The organism is Lentzea atacamensis (assembly GCF_003269295.1).
Lineage (GTDB): Bacteria > Actinomycetota > Actinomycetes > Mycobacteriales > Pseudonocardiaceae > Lentzea > Lentzea atacamensis.
Genome location: NZ_QLTT01000010.1, coordinates 39,358 through 57,859 on the forward strand (window position 1 = coordinate 39,358; position 18,502 = coordinate 57,859).

Here is an 18,502-nt window from a genome sequence, read left to right on the forward strand (position 1 = left end):
TTCGTTGACGGCGGCGCACCCGAATGCTACACACTCCAGCATCACATCGCGCAATGGGAGTTGCAAAATATGCAACAACTGATGGAGATGGACCTCTCGGCCGTCGCGGACATCAGGTCGGAACGGATCAGCTGGCGGTTCAAGGGCCTGCCCTCGAGCACGTTCGGCTCGACCATCGGCGAGGTCGCCGACCGGCGGCTGGACCTCTTCGCCGACGAGTTCGTCGGCCCGCTCGTCGTGCTGGACGCGGACGCGTTGACGCACAACCTGACGACGATGGCGAAGTGGTGTGACAACCACGGAGTCAAGCTGGCACCGCACGGCAAGACGACGATGGCGCCGCAGTTGTTCCAGCGGCAGGTCGAGCACGGCGTCTGGGGTCTCACCGCGGCCAACGCGTCGCAGTTGCGCGTCTACCGGGCGTTCGGCATCTCGCGCGTCCTGCTGGCGAACCAGCTGCTCGATCCGGCCGCGCTGCGCTGGCTGGTGGCCGAGCTGGACCGCGACGCGCGCTTCGAGTTCAGCTGCTGGGCCGACTCCGAGGCGGGCGTCGCGCTGATGAGCGAGACGTTGCAGGAGCTGCAGCCGTCGCGGCCGGTCGACGTGCTGGTCGAGCTCGGCGCTCCTGGCGGGCGGACCGGGGCGCGAGACCTGGAGACGGCACTCGCCGTCGCCCGCGCGGTCGGCCAGAGCCCGGTGCTGCGCCTGGCCGGTGCCGGCGGCTACGAAGGCGCGCTGGCGCACGACGCGTCCGAGTCCTCCCAGTCCGTTGTGGACCGATACCTGACCGACCTGCGCACGCTGGTGCTGCGAATGGCCGACGCCGGGATGCTCGACGAGCTGGACGAGGTGATCGTCACCGCGGGTGGCAGCGCGTACTTCGACCAGGTCGCCACGACGCTGGCGCAGCCGTGGCCGGTACCGGTGACGCCGGTGCTGCGCAGCGGCGCGTACATCACGCACGACGACGGCTTCTACCGCGGGATCTCACCGTTCGCGCGCATCGAAGGTGTGGAGCCGTTCCGCAGTGCGTTGCGTGCGTGGGCCCAGGTGACGTCACGGCCGCAGCGCGACCTGGCGCTGCTGACGATCGGCAAGCGCGACGCGTCGTTCGACGAGGGCCTGCCGGAACCACAGCTGGTGCGCCGCCCGGACGGCGCGATCGCCCCGCTGACACAGGCGAAGGTGACCGCGCTGAACGACCAGCACGCGTTCCTGTCGCTCGGCGCCGAGGCCACGGTCCGGGTCGGCGACTGGGTCGGGCTCGGTCTTTCCCACCCCTGCACGGTGTTCGACAAGTGGCAGCTCATCCCGGTCGTCGAGGGCACGACCGTGGTCGACCTGATCCGCACCTACTTCTAGCCAAAAGAGAGCCAGCAGAGGAGTGCACTGATGGACGACGTCGTCCTGCGCGGACCACTGATCGCTGACGGCACGGGCACATCCGCCTACCGCGCGGATGTGGCGATCAAGGACGGCGTCATCTCGTCCATTGGACACGGGTTGACGGGCAGGAGGTCGATCGACGCGGACGGGCTCGTGCTCGCGCCGGGTTTCATCGACATGCACTCGCACTCGGACCTGCGGATCCTGGCCGAGCCGGACCACCTGGCCAAGGTCTCGCAGGGCGTCACGACCGAGGTCCTCGGCCAGGACGGGCTGTCGTACGCGCCGGTGAACGACGAGGTGCTCGCCACGCTGCGAGGCCAGCTCGCCGGGTGGAACGACGACCCGCCCGGCTTCGACTGGAACTGGCGCTCGGTCGGCGAGTACCTCGACCGGCTCGACCAGGGCATCGCGGTGAACGCCGCCTACCTGGTGCCACAGGGCACGCTCAGAATGCTCGTCGTCGGCTGGGACGACCGGCCGCCGACGGAGTCCGAAATGGACACCATGAGATCCGTTCTCGCGCAGTCGCTCGCGGAGGGCGCGATGGGCATGTCGTCCGGGCTCACCTACACGCCGGGCATGTACGCGGACACGTCCGAACTCGTGCGACTCTGCGAGGTCGTCGGGCAGCACGGCGGGTTCTACAGCCCCCACCACCGCAGCTACGGCGCGGGCGCGCTGGAGGCGTACGCCGAGATGGTGGACGTTTCCAAGCGCTCGGGCTGTGCACTGCACCTCGCACACGCCACGATGAACTTTCCCGTCAACAAGGGCAGAGCGCCCGAGCTGCTGGCGTTGCTGGACGACGCGATCGCTCACGGCGCGGACATCTCGCTGGACACCTACCCGTACCTGCCGGGTGCGACCTACCTGAGCGCGCTGCTGCCGTCGTGGGCGACGGAGGGTGGACCGGAGAAGGCGCTGGCCCGGTTGTCCGATGTGGACACCCGAGAGCGGATCCGCGAGGAGATCGAGGAGATCGGTTCGGACGGGTGCCACGGCGTGCCGGTCGACTGGGACTCCATCGAGATCAACGGGGTGCGCAACGACCACAACACGCACCTGGTCGGCGCGAGTGTCCGGGCTTCCGCGCAAAGGCTGGGACGCGCGCCCGCAGACCTGTACTTCGACGTGCTGGTCGACGAACGCCTGGGCACGTCCTGCCTCATGCACGTGGGCCACGAGGAGAACGTGCAGGCGATCATGAAGCACCCGGCGCACACCGGCGGCAGCGACGGGCTGCTCGTCGGCGACCGCCCGCACCCGCGCGCGTGGGGCACGTTCCCCCGCTACTTCGCGCGCTACGTCCGCGAGCTGGGCGTGCTGAGCCTGGAGGAGTGCGTCGAGCACCTCACCGGCCGTGCCGCCAAGCGTTTGCGGCTCACCGACCGGGGTCTGGTCCGCGAGGGTTACGCGGCCGACCTGGTGCTGTTCGACGCCTCGACGATCGCCGACACGGCGACGTTCGACCAGCCTCGGCAGCAGGCCGCCGGCATCCCGTACGTGTTCTGCAACGGGGTGACGGTGATCGACGACGGAACCGCCACCGGCGCATTGCCAGGCCATTCACTCAGGAGCCGCCCGTGATCGACTGGTTGCAACACACAACACCGGGTCTGCTGACCCTCGCGGTGGTCAGCATCGCGGTGCTGCTGCTCCTCATCATCAAGTTCAAGGTCGAGCCGTTCATCGCGTTGATCGTGGTGGCACTGCTGGTCGCGCTGGCCGCGGGCGTGCCGACCGAGACGTTGGTCGGATCGGCGCAGAAGGCCTCGGACTCGTTGCTGGAGAGGGGCTTCGGCGGCATCCTCGGCCACATCGCCGCCATCATCGGTCTCGGCACGTTGCTCGGCGCGATTCTCGAGGCGTCCGGCGGCGCGCAGGTGCTGATGGACAAGCTGATGCACGCGTTCGGCGAGAAGCGCGCGCCGGTCGCGATCGGCCTGGCCGGTCTGATCTTCGGTGTGCCGGTCTTCTTCGACATCGGCATCTTCGTCCTGGCGCCGCTGGTGTACGTGGCGGCGCAGCGCAGCGGCAAGTCGATCGTCCTGTTCAGCATGCCTTTGCTGGCGGGCCTTTCGGTCATGCACGCGTTCATGCCGCCTCACCCCGGTCCGGTGGCGGCTGCCGGTCTGCTCAAGGTGTCGCTCGGCTGGATCATCATCATGGGTCTCGCGGTCGCGATCCCGTCGTGGTTCGTCGGTGGTGTCCTGTACTCGTACTGGATCGGCAAGCGGATCAACGTCGCGGTGCCGGAGGAGATGCTGGTCGCGGCCGAGGAGGCCCGCAAGGAGAACGGTGACCGCCAGCCGCCGTCGCTCGGCCTGGTGCTCTCGATCATCGGCCTGCCACTGGTGCTGATCCTCGCCGGCACGTTCGGCTCGATCCTGTTGCAGAAGGGCTCCGCGCCGTACGCGATCGCCACGTTCTTCGGCACGCCCGCGGTGGCGTTGACGATCTCGGTGCTGCTCGCGTTCTGGCTGCTGGGTTTCCGGCGCGGCATGACGCGGGAGAAGATCGCGGAGCTGTCCGGCGCGTCGCTGCGGCCGGTCGCCATGATCCTGCTCGTGGTGGGTGCCGGTGGCTTCTTCGGCGCCGTGCTGGCCGCGACCGGCATCGGCAAGACGCTGGCGGGTGAGCTGTCCGGCATCGGCCTGCCGGTGATCGCGCTGTCGTACGTGATCAGCTGCGTGATCCGGATCGCGCAGGGCTCGGCGACGGTCGCGATCGTGACGACCGCGGGCATCGTGGCACCGGTGCTGGCGGACCTGAACTACTCGCAGCCGCAGCTGGCACTGGTGGTCATGGCGATCGCGGCGGGTTCGATCATCGCCTCGCACGTCAACGACGGCGGGTTCTGGATCGTCTCCCGCTACTTCGGCCTTTCGGTGAAGGAAACGCTGCAGTCGTGGACGGTGCTGGAAACCATCCTCTCCGTGGTCGGTTTCGTGGTTGCCGCGCTGCTCAGCCTGGTCGTCTAATCGGACACAACTCAACAAGTTCGAACGCTTGACATCGCGAGCCCCGCGTCTCAGGATCGGCACATTGTTCATTTGTGTTTGATGTGGACGGGGCCCGCATGAACAACACGGAGGTCGTGCACCTGCACGACGCCACCTCCAGCGTGGTGATCGACGTCGGGGGAGCAGGACTCCCGGTCGTGACGCACTGGGGGCGAACGCTCGGCGACGTCGGCCAGGACGCCCTGCGCACCCTGGCCGACGTGCTGACGCGAACCATCCCCAACAGCGCACCCGATCACCCGGTCGCGGTCGCGCTGCTGCCGGACGCGGGCGCCGGGCACTCCGGTCGTCCCGGCCTGCGCGGGCATCGCGGCGGTGAGCACTTCGCGCCCGCGCTCAAGGTGACCTCGTTCTCGGTCGAGGATTCGATCTTCCGTTACGTGGCGGAGGATCCAGCGGCCGAGCTGACCGTGACCGGTGTGGTGGAACTGGCGTCGTCCGGGATGCTCCGGCTGCGGCACACCGTTCGCAACGACGGCTCGACGCCGTATGCGTTGGAGGGACTGGAGACCGCGCTACCCGCGCCTGCACACGCCACCGAGCTGCTCGACTTCACCGGGCGCTGGAGCCGTGAGCGTTCGCCGCAACGGCACCCGTTCGCCCACGGCACCTGGGTGCGGGAGAACCGGCGTGGGCGCACCGGGCCGGACGCGACGATCGGGCTGCTGGCCGGCACGCCGGGGTTCTCGTTCCGCTCCGGCGAGGTGTGGGCGCTGCACGTGGCGTGGAGCGGCAACCACGTGACGTACGCGGAGAGCTTCCCCGACTCGACGCCCGTCCTGGGTGGCGGGGAACTGCTGCTGCCGGGCGAGATCATTCTCCAGCCGGGCGAGACCTACGAGTCGCCGTGGCTGTACGCGGCCTACTCCTCCGAGGGCATCGACGGCATCAGCGCTGCTTTCCACCGTCAGCTGCGCGAGCGTTCGCTGCGCCCCCGCCCCGTCGTGCTCAACACGTGGGAGGCCGTCTACTTCGACCACGACCTCACGCGGTTGAAGTCACTGGCCGACACGGCCGCCGCCGTGGGCGTCGAACGGTTCGTGCTCGACGACGGCTGGTTCCGCCACCGCCGCGACGACACCGCGGGGCTCGGTGACTGGTACGTCGACGAAACGGTGTGGCCCGACGGCCTCACCCCGCTGATCGAGCACGTCCGCTCGCTGGGCATGGAGTTCGGCCTGTGGTTCGAGCCGGAAATGATCAACACCGACTCCGACCTCTACCGCGCCCACCCCGACTGGGTGCTGGGCCCGCGCCCCGGCGTGCTCGCGCCGTCGTGGCGCAACCAGCAGGTCCTGAACATCGCGCACCCCGAGGCTTACGCGTACATCCTCGAACGCGTCTCGTCCGTGTTGTCCGACAACGACATCGCGTTCGTGAAGTGGGACCACAACCGCGACCTGATCGCCTCGCGGGTGCACGACCAGACCGAGGCGTTCTACCGGCTGCTGGACGACCTGCGGCTGCGGCACCCGCACGTGGAGATCGAAAGCTGCTCGTCAGGAGGCTCCCGGATCGACCTGGGCGTGCTCTCGCGCACCGACCGCGTGTGGACCTCCGACTGCAACGACGCCCTGGAACGCCAGCTGATCCAGCGCTGGACCGGCGTCTTCCTGCCACCGGAGCTGATGGGCGCGCACGTCGGTCCGACCCGGTCGCACACCACCGGCCGCGTGCACGACCTCTCGTTCCGCGTGGCCACCGCCCTGTTCGGCCACTTCGGCATCGAATGGGACATCAACTCGGCCACGGACGAGGAACGCGCGGGGCTGCAGGCGGCGATCGAGTACTACAAGGACGTGCGCTCCCTGGTGCACAGCGGTGTCTCGGTGCGCTCCGACCACCCGGACCCCGCCGCGTGGGTGCACGGCGTGGTCGCCGCCGATCGGTCCGAGGCGCTGTTCTGCTACGCCCAGATCGCGACTTCGGTGCAGCACAAACCGGCGCGGGTGCGCTTGCCCGGTCTCGATCCCGCGCGGACGTACGAGCTGTCGTTCGACGCGCCGGCCGGTTGGCCGAGGCTGATCGGGCGGGACTCGCCGAAGTGGGAACCGGTCTCGTTGCCCGGCTCGGTCCTCGGTGACGTCGGGATCCAGCTCCCGGTGCTCGAGCCTGAGCAGGCGATCCTGCTGCGGTTGCGCTGAGCATGCGAAAGCCCCGGCGGGAAGGATCCCGCCGGGGCTCTCCCCCTTACTGGCCGGCGCGACTTCCGTCGGCCTTGGTAGCCCACCACTTGCCGCCAACGCCCTGCCCGTTGGCTTCGCCGCAGACCTTGTCACCTGAGAAGAGGTACTGCGGCGATCCTGCGATGGTGAGCTGTTTCTTCCCGTCCCGCTCAATCGTCCCCACGATCGAGGGATCCACGCCCTGCACCTGGAAACCCTCGCTGACGAAAGCGGGCGGCCACTGCACCGCGCACTCGCCGGAGCAGTTGCTCGCGGGCGGGTTCGCGGAGTCGTCGTCGAACCGGTAGAGCGTCATGCCGTCGGCGTCGGTGGCGACGACGCCCAGGTCCTTGACGGTCGCGCTGGTGAGCGCGATCGCCTTGTTCTGCTGAGCCTTCTTGCCGTCGGTGGCGGTGGCGAACCACTTCGGCACCGCGATCCCCTTGGCCTCACCGGGCTTGGTGTCGTTCTTGAACGTGTACTGCGGCCAGTTCGCGACGGTGAGCTGCTTCTTGCCGTCCGCGCGGGTGATCGTGCCGAGCAGCTTCGGGTCGACGCCCTTCACGCGCGGCTGGTCACCCTCCACGGACACCGGCGGCCAGGTCGCGGCGCACCCACCGTCGCAAGTGGACTCGCCTGACTTGTCGCCGTCGAACCGGTAGAGCGTGAGGCCGGCGTCGTTGGTCAGCACCGCGCCGAGACCAGCGATCACACCGGTGCGGGCGGCCAGCCGGGTGCGTTCGCCGTTCTTGCCGGTGGCGAACCACTTGCCCTGCAGGCCCTGCCCCTTGGTCTCGCCCGGCTTGCCGTCCTTGGCGAACCGGTACTGCGGGAGGCCGTCGACGGTCAGCTGACGGCTGCCGTCCTTGCGGACGATCGTGCCGACGAGCGCCTCGTCCACGCCGTTCACCGTGAAGTTCTCGTCGGCAACCGTGGCGGGAGGCCAGGTCGCGGCACATTCACCGTCGCAAGTGGACTCACCAGGCTTGTCGCCGTCGAAGCGGTAGAGCGTGAAACCCTTGACGTCGGTGACCACCGGCCCGAGGTCGTCGATCTCCGCGACGCCGAGCGCCACGACGTTCTCCTGCTGCTGTGCGACCGGCTTGCTCTCCGGCGTGCCGGCGCAGGCGGTCAGCGAGATCAACCCCAGTGCGACGACCGCAACCGTCTTGCGGATCATCATGAACCTCCCGGCTCGTGCCCTCCAACGCCACTCACACGTACAGAGCGCCAGGTCGGTTCAAATCTTTTTCAGTCCCCCTGACCAGCGAACATCACGCGCTTCAGCGCGGGGACCGCACTCGCGGTCCTCAGGACGGTCTTGAAGATCGTCCGCACCACCGGGCTGCCGTCCGCGAACTGCTTCGCCGCCCGCAGCGAGTCGCGGACCGCCGCGAACCCGTAGTCGTACATCTCCTGCTCGTACCGGGCGATGGCGTCGCCACCCTCGGCGATGCAGCGTGCGAGCAACTGCGCGTCCCGCAAGGCGATGTTCGCCCCGACTCCCCTCATCGGCGTCATCGCGTGGATGGCGTCGCCGAGCAACGTGACGTTCGTGGGCTGCCAGCGGTCGATCGCCCTGGAGGACCTGATGCGCCACTCGCTGATCGTCTCGACCGGTGAGGCCGCCACGATCCGCTGCAGCTCCGGGCTCCACCGCGAGATCCTCCCCAGCACCTCACGTTGCAGGTCGAGTCCATCGTGGACGGTCATGTCCGCTGCCGCGTAGGCCCACATCAGGTAGGGACGTACGTTGTCGAACAACGGGTCGTCCGGGTGGTCGGTGACGCCGAGCCCGTCGTGGGCGGCCAGGAACATCCCCGCGCGACCCGTCGGGATGATCGAGTTCGCCCGGACGACCAGTTCTGACGGCACCCAGGCGTTCTCGTCGAGGAACAGCTTCCCCGCGATCGCCGTGACACCGACCTCCTCGGTGCCCGCGTGCGGGAGGTACTGCTTGCGCACCCGCGACCGGATCCCGTCCGCACCCACCAGCAAGTCGCACGACGCGGTGGTGCCGTCCTCGAAGTGCAGCGTGATGTCATCGCCCTGCTCGTACCGCTCGAACCGCTTGCCGAACCGCACGTCCAGGCCGTCGAGCAACACCTGCCTGAGCGTGATCCGGCTCGCCGAGTAGTGCTGTTCCGCCTCGGGATCGAGCAGCAGCAACGGCTTGAGCTGCTCCGTCAGGAACCCGAACCCGTTGCCGCCACTTCCGGCACTCCGCTCGAACCTCTCCCAGTTCGCCGCGGGCAGGCATTCCCGCAGAGCCGCGGCTCCGTGCGGGTTGATGTGCACCCGATAGCCCTGCAGGCGGTCCGTGCGCGACCGATCGCGCTCGTACACCGCCACGTCCACGCCGGCCTTGCGCAACCCGTGCGCCAGACACAGCCCACCGATTCCTCCACCGATCACCGCGATTCTCATGTGCCCAGTTTCAACCGCTTGGTTGATTAAGTCAACCCATTGGTTGATAACGGACGGTCGGCTACCGTGTGGCGGTGGATCAACGCCGCTCTCCCAGCGCCTCGGAGCGCAAGCGCGACCCGGAACGCACGCGGGCCCGCATCATCGAGGCGGCCGCGGCGGAGTTCGGCGCGAAGGGCTACGCGGCCGCGCGCACGTCGGACATCGCGGCGCGCGCGGGCGTGAACAAGCAGCTGATCTCGTACTACTTCGGCGGCAAAGAGGGCCTGTACAAGGAACTCGCGACGAGCTGGCACGGCACCGCCGCCGAGATGGCGAGCCAGGAGCAGCCGCTGGACGCGGTGCTGGCGAGCTTCGTGGCGACCACGCTCACCGATCACGGCCGGGTGTGGGCGTGGTCGAACCTGGCGGATGACAGCCCGTCCACCGACCAGGAGTTCCTGCGCGCCCAGGTCGACCAGCTGCGCGACCGGCAGGCCGCCGGCGAGCTCCCCGCTGACCTCGACCCCGGGCTGTTGCTGCTGACACTGATGGCGGCCGCCGCGGCACCGCTGACCCTGCGGCAGACCGCGCGCCAGATCACCGGCGAGGACCCGGGGACTCGTGAGTTCGCCGAGAAGTACGCGGCCCAGCTGGCGTTGCTGGTGCGGCACCTGTCCGGCCGAACCTGACTTCTTTTGCACCCGAACTCGCTACCCTGCGATTCATGGACGAGATCAGGCTTTCCGCGTCGACAGCGGGAGACGGGCTGTCGCCCTCGACGTCCGCCGCGATCAAGAACGCGCACGAGAAGCTCGAAGAAGAGCCGGAACACAACCCCAAGTACTCGGTGGACCTGAGCGACGCGAAGGGCGTCGTCGTCGGAGACAACGCGAGCCAGACCAACAACTTCGGCTGACCATGAGGGTCGAACCACCGCCCGGCGGGGAGCCGGTGTCCATCGACCTCCGTGGTGCACAAGGCATTTCGGTCGGCGACCACACCGTCCAGAAGAACACCTTCTGGATCGCCCTGCCTCCTGCCGTGCGGCGGCTGCTGATCGTCGTGCTCGCCGGTGTGCTGGTCGTGGGCAGTGGATTCGTGGCCGTGCGGTGGATCGTCCCGATGTTCGCGCCCATCTACAAGACGACGTTCCTGATCGACGCGGCCGAAGGTGACCTCGCGAGCGTCACGAACGCGCTGACGACGGTCGTCGGCAACTCCGGTGAGCACGACTCCCAGTCGTTGCGCAGTTTCGGCGGCGACTGCGGCAGCGAGGACAACACGACGCAGCTCGTCGGGTTCGGCACCGGCAACCGGCAGGAGATCGCCGAGGCCGCGCGATCGGTGCGGCAGGGCTCGAAAGCGACGCTGCAGCGCGGAATCGTCGAGGCGGTCGGCGACTTCACCACGCCGATGTCGCTGAAAGCCAAGCAGGTCAACAGGATCATCGTCGTGACGAGGCACGGCAAGGACGCGTGCGACCCCGACGACGAGTTCGTCCAGGCCCAGATCCGGGACCGGGTCGCGGCCGCCGGGCTGACCATCGAGTTCCGGTTCATCGGCTACCAGGTCCTCGACGACGGCGAACGGCTGAAAGAGCTGACCACGCAGCTCAAGTCGCAGGAGCCGACGTTCACGAACTCGCCGGAGGAGCTGAAGCGCGTGCTCACCTGGTTCGCGACCATCGAACCGGTGCTGCGGTCGTCGCAGTCGGTCGTCAACGTGCTGAACCCGACCGTGGACAAGCTGAACTCCGCTTCCGAGGCTCTCAAGAACGGCCGGTTCGACCTGGCGGACAACGCGCTGGCCGAGGCCCGCGACGCCGTCGTCGACATCGAGATCAAGGACCTGGACGGCCGCACCAGCTCGGCGGAAGCGGTGCGGCTGCGGGACCTCGCGGTCCGGCTGCGCACCCTGCAGGCGTCGGTGATCGAGGCAGCCGACGCGTTGCTGACTTCGGCTCGTTCGGGGCGGAACCTGGCGGAGCCGCTCGCCGTCTACACCAAGGCTGCCGACGGCTACAACGCCGTGGCGCGGGAGATGACGGACGCGCTGACATCGCTGCGCGCGCAGGGTCCAGGGGGAACGCGGTGAAACGCTGGTTGCTGATGGCAGGTGCTGTCGTGGTGGTGCTGGGGCTGGTCTCCGGAGGCCTGTGGGTCCTGTTGCCGCCCGATCACCGCACGACGTTCCTGGTCGACGCGTCCGAGTCGGCCGACTTCGGCGAGGTTGCCGACGCCGTCGGTACCGCCGCCTCGAACATGTCCGCCGACGACTCCCTGGCACTGCGCCGTTTTGGTGGCGCCTGCGATGCCGGGAACACCGCCGAACTCGTCCCACCGGGCACCGGGCAGGCGGCGAAGATCAGTGCCGCGGCGCGCGCGATCACGCCCAGTGGCAAGGCGACGCTGCTCAGCGGCATCCTCGCGGCGATCGACGACTTCGCGCGCACCTATCCGTTCCGCGGTGACAAGACGAACCGCGTGGTGGTGATCGCGCGAGGTGGCGCCGACGCGTGCGGCAAGAGCGCCGAGGAGGTGCGCGCGATCATCAAGGAGCACATCGCGAAGGCCGGCGTGAAGATCGACTTCCGGTTCGTCGGCCACAAGCTGAACCGGGACCAGGTCAAGGTCCTCAACGAGATCGCGGCTGCGGCCGACGCACAGCAACCGCGCCTCACCAAGAACTCCGCAGAGCTCGTCACCACGATGAAGGAGGTCTCCGTCCCCGCCGACCTGGTGGCGAAAGAGGTCAAGACCTCGCCGTGCGACGCAGCGACCCCGGAAGTGCTGCTGGCCGCGCACAAGCCCCAGGTGGACGGAGCTCGGTACTTCGACATCAAGTGCGAGCAGGACCGGTACCTGCTGGCGAAGGCGAACAACGAACAGCGGTTCAGCGACGATCTGATCGCCGTCTTCGAGTTCAAGGACGACACGTGGCAGTACGTGGTGGCGGGAACCGACCTGCCGTGCGGTCAGGTGCCGAAGGACGTGTGGCAGAAGTGGGACTTCAGGTGCAACTTCGACCCGGTCGTCTGCCGTGACGGCGAAAGCAAGATCACCGTTCTGGAAGGCTGGGTCGACTGCACGGCCGCGATCGACATCGCCGACCGCTACAACGCCGCGATCAACGCCCAGCAGGCACAGGGACAAGGCCTGTTCTGGACCTACGGCGAGTGGTCCTGCTCATGGCCTTACGAGGACGGGCTGGCGCACTCCCAGGTCCCGCTCAAGTGCGGCAGGAAGAGCGACCGCGCCCTGGTTCAGATCGGCGACTACCAGTGGTGACGGCTAGGACTCGCTGGCCGCGCGGTCGGCGAGGACCTGCTTCAGTCCTTTGAGGCCGCCGCGCATCATCAGGTCGTGGTTGCCGCGGAAGAACGGCTTGGCGATCAGCACCAGCCGCCGCAACAACGGCTTGTTGACCACGACCTCCTGGTCGAACACCAGGTCGGTGCCGCCGTCCCTGCCGATGATCTCCCAGCTCGCGAAGCCTTCGAGATCACCGGACAACGACGCGCGCAGCAGCCCGGCCTGCTGGTTGGCGATGCTGTGCCGCACCTGCACGACGAGGTCGAACGGCAGGAACGCGCGGCAGCGGAGCACACCGGACTCGTCGTCGATCTTCGTCGCCGACCGCACCTCCGGCCACCACTTCGGGTAGTTCGCGATGTCGGACAGCACGTCGTACACGGCTGCCGGAGACGCGCAGACGTGCCACACGCTGCGGAACCGGTAGCGGTTGAGTGACACGGCCGACATCATCGCGGATAGCTCGTTCGAGTGACAGGTTCTCGGCAGAACTCACACCGATCGCCAATTCCTCACAACGTGTCACGCAGGTCCAGCGTCTCATTAGGACAACCGGTTGACGCCGAACGATCACCCCGCCGCCGACACCTCCTCGCCACCGAGCACCTGCAGCAGGAACTGGCCCGTGTAACTCTTCTCGACCTCGGAAACCTGTTCGGGAGTGCCCTCCGCGACGACCATGCCGCCGCCGGAGCCGCCTTCCGGCCCCATGTCGACGATCCAGTCGGAGGTCTTGATGACGTCGAGGTTGTGCTCGATGACGATGACGGTGTTTCCCTTGTCCACCAGGCCGTTGATCACGCCCAGCAGCTTGCGGATGTCCTCGAAGTGCAGGCCCGTCGTGGGTTCGTCGAGGATGTAGACCGTCTTGCCGGTCGACCGCTTCTGCAGCTCCGACGCGAGCTTCACGCGCTGCGCCTCACCACCGGACAGCGTCGGCGCGGGCTGGCCCAGCCGGACGTAGCCGAGGCCGACGTCGACCAGCGTGCGCAGGTGCCGGTGGATGGCGTTGATCGGCTCGAAGAACGCGGCCGCTTCCTCGATCGGCATGTCGAGGACCTCGGAGATCGTCTTGCCCTTGTAGTGCACCTCGAGCGTCTCGCGGTTGTACCGCGCGCCCTTGCACACCTCACAGGGGACGTAGACGTCCGGGAGGAAGTTCATCTCGATCTTGATGGTGCCGTCGCCCGCGCACGCCTCGCAGCGACCGCCCTTGACGTTGAACGAGAAGCGGCCCGGCTGGTAGCCGCGGACCTTCGCCTCGGTGGTGGCCGCGAAGAGCTTGCGGACGTGGTCGAACACGCCGGTGTAGGTGGCCGGGTTCGACCGCGGCGTGCGGCCGATCGGCGACTGGTCGACCCGCACCAGCTTGTCGACCTGGTCCAGGCCCTTGATCCGGGTGTGCCTGCCGGGCACCTGGCGCGCGCCGTTGAGCTTGTTCGCGAGCACCGTGGCGAGGATGTCGTTGACCAGCGTCGACTTGCCCGAGCCGGACACGCCCGTCACCGCCGTGAGCGTGCCGAGGGGGAACGACACGTCGATGCCGCGCAGGTTGTGCTCGCGGGCGCCGACGACGGTCAGCTGCCGCTTCTTGTCGATCTTGCGGCGTTTGGCGGGCATCGGGATCTGCTTGCGCCCCGACAGGTACGCGCCGGTGATCGAGTCCTTGTTCTGCAGGAGCTTCTTGTACGGGCCGCTGTGCACGACCTTGCCGCCGTGCTCGCCGGCGCCGGGACCGATGTCGACGACCCAGTCCGACGTGCGGATCGTGTCCTCGTCGTGCTCGACGACGATCAGCGTGTTGCCGAGGTCGCGCAGCCTGGTCAGCGTCTCGATCAGCCGGTGGTTGTCGCGCTGGTGCAGGCCGATCGACGGCTCGTCCAGCACGTACAGCACGCCCACGAGACCCGAACCGATCTGCGTGGCGAGCCGGATGCGCTGGGCCTCACCGCCGGACAGCGTGCCGGACGCGCGGTCGAGCGACAGGTAGTCGAGACCGACGTCGAGCAGGAAGTGCAGGCGGGCCTGGATCTCCTTGAGCACCGCGCCCGCGATCATCGACTCGCGCTTGCCGAGCTTGAGGCCGTCGAGGAAGTCGGAGCACTCCGCGACGCTCATCGCGCAGACCTCGGCGATGGACTTGTCGCCCTTCTTGCCGTGGTGCAGCGTGACCGCGAGGATCTCGGGCTTGAGGCGGGTGCCGGCACACGCGGGGCACGGGACCTCGCGCATGTAGCCCTCGTACTTCTCCCGCATGTACTCGGACTCGGTCTGCTCCTGGCGCCGCTCGAGGAACGGGATCACGCCCTCGTAGTTGGCGTAGTAGGAGCGCTCGCGGCCGTAGCGGTTGCGGTAGCGGACGTGCACCTGCTCGTCGATGCCGTGCAGGATCGCCTTCTGCGCCTTGGCGGGCAGCAGCCGCCACTGCTGGTCCATCCGGAAGCCGATGGTCTCGCCGAGCGACTGCAGCAGGCGCGTGAAGTACTCGGCGGTCTGCCCGCCGGCCCACGGCGCGATGGCGCCCTCTTCGAGGCTCAGCTCGTCGTCCGGGACCACGAGCTCCGGGTCGACCTCCTTGCGCACACCGATGCCCGTGCAGACCGTGCACGCGCCGTACGGCGAGTTGAAGGAGAACGAGCGAGGCTCCAGGTCCTCGATCGCGAGCGGGTGGCCGTTGGGGCACGCCAGGTTCTCGGAGAAGCCCCTGATCCGCTTCGGGTCCGTCTCCGGCAGGTCGACGAACTCCAGCTCGACCAGACCGTCCGCCAGGCGCAGCGCGGTCTCGACCGAGTCGGTGAGGCGCTGCTTGGACGACGCCTTCACGGTGAGCCGGTCGATCACCACCGCGATGTGGTGCTTCTCCTGCTTCTTGAGCTTGGGCACGTCGGCGAGCGCGTAGACGACCCCGTCGACCTTCGCGCGCGAGTAGCCCTGCCCCTGCAGGTTCTGGAAGAGGTCGACGTACTCGCCCTTGCGGCCGCGGATGACCGGCGCGAGGACCTGGAACTTGGTGCCCTGCTCCATCGCGAGCACCTGGTCGACGATCTCCTGCGGCGTCTGCTTGCCGATCGCCTCGCCGCACTGCGGGCAGTGCGGCTTGCCGGCCCGCGCGTAGAGCAGGCGCAGGTAGTCGTAGACCTCGGTGATCGTGCCGACGGTCGAGCGCGGGTTGCGGCTCGTGGACTTCTGGTCGATCGACACAGCGGGCGACAGGCCCTCGATGAAGTCGACATCCGGTTTGTCCATCTGACCGAGGAACTGGCGCGCGTACGCCGAGAGCGACTCGACGTAGCGGCGCTGCCCCTCGGCGAAGATCGTGTCGAACGCGAGGCTCGACTTGCCGGAGCCGGACAGCCCCGTGAAGACGATGAGGCTGTCCCGCGGCAGGTCGAGATCCACGCTGCGCAGGTTGTGCTCGCGGGCGCCGCGAACGACAAGACGGTCTGCCACTGGGGTCCCTTCGGCTGCGATCGGCGGGCCACTCACGCCGCACTCTTCCGAACAAGCGTTCGAAGCGTACTAGCATCAATTCGGAGGCTGCGACCGACCCGCCGACCATGCTAGGTCCCACCCCTGACAAAAACGGTTCTGGCCGCCGACGCATTCCCCTGAGCAGGCTTTACTCCTAGGCTGGTCACTTCGATCAGAGCCTCAACGTCGGGGAGAGGCAGCACACATGACCTACACGCCGTCCACGCAGCACACCTCCGTACCGGCACCGCGAGGAGTGCCGGACCGGCACATCAACGCGGTGCGCCAGGCGACGGACGTGCTGTACGAGGTCGTCGAGGAGCTGGACCAGGCCGCCGTGCGCGGTCAGAGCCTGCTGCCCGGATGGACCCGCGGACACGTCCTCACCCACCTCGCGCGCAACGCGGACGCGCTGGTGAACCTGCTCACCTGGGCGCGAACCGGGGTCGAGCACCAGGCCTACACGTCACGCACGGACCGCGACGCGGACATCGAGGAGGGCTCGCGGCGGCTCCTGCAGCTGATCAAGGCCGATCTCGACTCAGCGTGCCTGCGCTTCGACGCCGCGTGCCGCGACATGCCGGCGCACGCGTGGCGTTCCGAGGTCATCGCACCCAGCGGCACCACGATCGCGGCGTCGGTCGTGCCGTTGTTCCGGCTGCGCGAGGTCTGGATCCACCTCGTCGACCTGAACTGCGGCGTCGGGTTCGACGACCTGCCCGCGGAGTTCGTGGCGGAGTTGCTCGACGACGCCGTGAAGCAGTTCGAGGGCAGGGTCGACCCGTTCAGCATCGAGGTCGACCTGCCGGAGGGCGGTCAGCGCATCTGGACCGTCAGCGGCCCGGCCAGCCGCAGCTCGGTCAGCGGGTCCGCCAGCGCCGTCCTGGGCTGGCTGACCGGCAGGACCGACGGCACCGGCCTGCGCGGTGAGCTGCCGGAGCTGCCCGACTGGATCTGAGTCAGCAACCGGTACGCGGGCCGCTCGACGAACTTCGTCATCAGCCAGCCCAGCACCACGGCCGAGGTGAGGAACCCGGCGAGCAGCCACCAGGACCGCAGCCCAACGGCGTGCATGCGGTCCATCACCACGGTGCCGATCTGCTGGTGCACGAGGTACACCCCGTACGAGATGCCGGCGAGCCAGGTGACGGGCCTGGCGACCGGCGCGAAGAACACCCAGTCGGGGCCGGCCGCCGCGGCGCACACCAGGAGTAGCAGAACAGCGAAGCCGAGCGTCGAACCGTACTCGGTCGTGTGAATCGCCTGAGCCACCAACGTGGCGGTGAGGAGCGCGACCAGGTGCGGGGTGCTCATCCGGTGCTTGTGCCACAGCCAGATCGCGATTCCGGCGGCGAACAGCTGCGCCCGGTGCAGCGCGAAACCGTTGTAGATCACGAAGAGCGTGTGCGAGTGGTCGAGCAACGGCCGCAGCAGCAGCGGCGTGACGATGAGCGCCCACAGGAAGAACCGGAGCTTGTTGCCGCGCATGTGTTTCACGAGCACGGCCCCGGCGATGAACGCCGCGATCTGCACCGGCACGGTCCAGTACGCGAAGTCGACGATGTTGACGTCGGGGAACCACTGGTTGACCAGCAGCAGGTTGTAGACGACGTCTCTGCCGTCGAGCTGGCTCCACCCCTCGGGTGCGATCCACCGCTGCACGGCATATGTCAGCAGCACGGCCGCCATGTACGCCGGCAGCAGGCGCGCGAGTCTTCTCCACAGGAACTGCCCCGGCCTGCCGCTGTCGAGCGAGGCGCAGGCGAAGAAGGCCGAGACGACCATCAACGTGCTGGCGCCCATCGACATCGGGAAGCGGAACGGCAGCGGCCCGAGGTCGGGATGGCTGCTGACGCTGGTGAGCGTGGCGTGGTGGAGCAGCACACACCCGATGGCGACGACCCGGAGGACGTCCCAGCTGACCCTGCGGGCCGTCCGGGGCTTGTGCCGTTGCGCTGGAATCACGAGAGGCGGGGACCTGTCCGTTTGGTGCTTTCGGAGTAATCGGCGGGTCGGCGGTGATCCTTTACTACCCTATGAGTGCGACCTGTACGCAACCTGAAGGTGTGCGTTGCACCGCTTCGAGCGACTACCGTCTGCCACCGTGGACGTACTCGAGAACTACACCGGACACGTCGAGCCGGACGGCCCCGCGGCCCGCCGCACCCTGGACGCGCTGACCATCACGAAGATCTCCGTCGGACCGATGGACAACAACGCCTACCTGCTTGTTTGCCGGTCCACGAACGAGGCGTTGCTCATCGACGCGGCCAACGACTACGAGCGCCTGTCCGACCTGCTCGGCCACATCCCGAACCGCCCCCGCCTGCGCACGATCGTGACGACCCACCAGCACGCCGATCACTGGCAGGCGCTGGGCGCCCTGGCCGGCGCCCACGGTTCGAACACCGTCGCCCACGAGCTCGACGCCTCCGTCCTCCCGGTCCCGCCGGACGTCCTGGTGGACCACGGCGACACCATCAACGTGGGCGAAGTCCCTCTCTCGATCATCCACCTGCGCGGCCACACCCCCGGCTCGATCGCCGTCCTCTACGACGACCCGGCCGGCCACCCGCACCTCTTCACCGGAGATTCACTCTTTCCGGGGGGTGTGGGAAAGACCACGTCCCCGGACAACTTCGCGTCCCTGATCAACGACGTGGAGGACCGCCTGTTCGCCGTCCTGCCCGACGACACCTGGTTCTACCCGGGCCACGGCGACGACTCGACGCTG

14 protein-coding genes and 1 pseudogene are annotated in these 18,502 nt (G+C 68.2%); 10 read left to right on the plus strand and 5 right to left on the minus strand.

Translation table 11 applies throughout. The features are described 5' to 3' along the window. The first annotated feature begins 81 nt into the window (after positions 1–81). The 4 genes from C8D87_RS35435 to C8D87_RS35450 all read left to right on the plus strand — a co-directional run bounded on the left by C8D87_RS35435 (position 82) and on the right by C8D87_RS35450 (position 6,556). On the plus strand, positions 82–1,362 hold the full coding sequence (locus tag C8D87_RS35435; protein ID WP_411711525.1) for an amino acid deaminase: 1,281 nt from the start codon (positions 82–84) through the stop codon (positions 1,360–1,362). 30 nt (positions 1,363–1,392) lie between these two features. Beyond that, positions 1,393–2,976, plus strand: coding sequence for an N-acyl-D-amino-acid deacylase family protein (locus tag C8D87_RS35440; protein ID WP_109640918.1), 1,584 nt, complete (start codon positions 1,393–1,395; stop codon positions 2,974–2,976). Further along, on the plus strand, positions 2,973–4,370 hold the full coding sequence (locus C8D87_RS35445; RefSeq protein ID WP_112230158.1) for a GntP family permease: 1,398 nt from the start codon (positions 2,973–2,975) through the stop codon (positions 4,368–4,370). Before C8D87_RS35440 ends, C8D87_RS35445 begins: the two co-directional genes overlap by 4 nt. A 98-nt stretch (positions 4,371–4,468) precedes the next feature. Further along, positions 4,469–6,556, plus strand: coding sequence for an alpha-galactosidase (locus tag C8D87_RS35450; RefSeq protein WP_109640920.1), 2,088 nt, complete (start codon positions 4,469–4,471; stop codon positions 6,554–6,556). Positions 6,557–6,602: 46 nt separating this feature from the next. Here the strand turns inward: C8D87_RS35450 and C8D87_RS35455 are convergent, their stop codons facing one another. Together C8D87_RS35455 and C8D87_RS35460 are read right to left on the minus strand one after the other, a co-directional pair. After that, positions 6,603–7,760 carry a hypothetical protein gene (locus C8D87_RS35455; protein WP_112230160.1) on the minus strand — a complete coding sequence of 386 codons (1,158 nt, stop codon included), beginning with the start codon at positions 7,758–7,760 and terminating at the stop codon, positions 6,603–6,605. 68 nt (positions 7,761–7,828) lie between these two features. Continuing rightward, positions 7,829–9,004 carry an FAD-dependent oxidoreductase gene (locus C8D87_RS35460; RefSeq protein WP_112230162.1) on the minus strand — a complete coding sequence of 392 codons (1,176 nt, stop codon included), beginning with the start codon at positions 9,002–9,004 and terminating at the stop codon, positions 7,829–7,831. A gap of 74 nt (positions 9,005–9,078) precedes the next feature. On the opposite strand from C8D87_RS35460, the gene C8D87_RS35465 reads away from it, so the two are divergent. The 4 genes from C8D87_RS35465 to C8D87_RS35480 are packed head-to-tail and all read left to right on the plus strand — an operon-like array spanning position 9,079 to position 12,273. Beyond that, positions 9,079–9,675 (plus strand): TetR/AcrR family transcriptional regulator, encoded by a 597-nt coding sequence (locus tag C8D87_RS35465; RefSeq protein WP_233440144.1) that lies wholly within the window; start codon positions 9,079–9,081, stop codon positions 9,673–9,675. Between the two features lie 35 nt (positions 9,676–9,710). Next, positions 9,711–9,902 (plus strand): hypothetical protein, encoded by a 192-nt coding sequence (locus C8D87_RS35470; RefSeq protein ID WP_109640924.1) that lies wholly within the window; start codon positions 9,711–9,713, stop codon positions 9,900–9,902. 2 nt (positions 9,903–9,904) lie between these two features. Then, the gene (locus tag C8D87_RS35475; RefSeq protein ID WP_112230164.1) at positions 9,905–11,080 is read left to right on the plus strand and encodes a VWA domain-containing protein; all 1,176 of its coding nucleotides are present in this window, start codon (positions 9,905–9,907) and stop codon (positions 11,078–11,080) included. After that, entirely contained in the window at positions 11,077–12,273 is a 1,197-nt protein-coding gene (locus tag C8D87_RS35480) for a vWA domain-containing protein (RefSeq protein WP_112230166.1), read from the plus strand. The genes C8D87_RS35475 and C8D87_RS35480 overlap by 4 nt, the downstream gene beginning before the upstream one ends. A 3-nt stretch (positions 12,274–12,276) precedes the next feature. On the opposite strand, the gene C8D87_RS35485 is transcribed toward C8D87_RS35480, so the two are convergent. Both C8D87_RS35485 and uvrA read right to left on the minus strand, forming a co-directional pair. Then, positions 12,277–12,738 (minus strand): SRPBCC family protein, encoded by a 462-nt coding sequence (locus tag C8D87_RS35485; RefSeq protein ID WP_109641064.1) that lies wholly within the window; start codon positions 12,736–12,738, stop codon positions 12,277–12,279. A 129-nt stretch (positions 12,739–12,867) separates the two neighbouring features. After that, positions 12,868–15,747, minus strand: a complete 2,880-nt coding sequence (gene uvrA / locus C8D87_RS35490; protein ID WP_109640927.1) for an excinuclease ABC subunit UvrA — start codon at positions 15,745–15,747, stop codon at positions 12,868–12,870. Positions 15,748–15,973: 226 nt separating this feature from the next. Here uvrA and C8D87_RS35495 point away from each other — a divergent pair, with 226 nt between their 5' ends. Continuing rightward, positions 15,974–16,726 carry a maleylpyruvate isomerase family mycothiol-dependent enzyme gene (locus C8D87_RS35495; RefSeq protein WP_109640928.1) on the plus strand — a complete coding sequence of 251 codons (753 nt, stop codon included), beginning with the start codon at positions 15,974–15,976 and terminating at the stop codon, positions 16,724–16,726. 47 nt (positions 16,727–16,773) lie between these two features. Here C8D87_RS35495 and C8D87_RS35500 read toward each other — a convergent pair. Next, a pseudogene (locus C8D87_RS35500) lies at positions 16,774–17,733 on the minus strand (acyltransferase family protein); the annotation flags it as partial. Positions 17,734–17,872: 139 nt separating this feature from the next. On the opposite strand from C8D87_RS35500, the gene C8D87_RS35505 reads away from it, so the two are divergent. Next, positions 17,873–18,502 (plus strand): MBL fold metallo-hydrolase (locus tag C8D87_RS35505; RefSeq protein ID WP_112230168.1); only part of this gene is annotated, 630 nt, incomplete at its 3' end.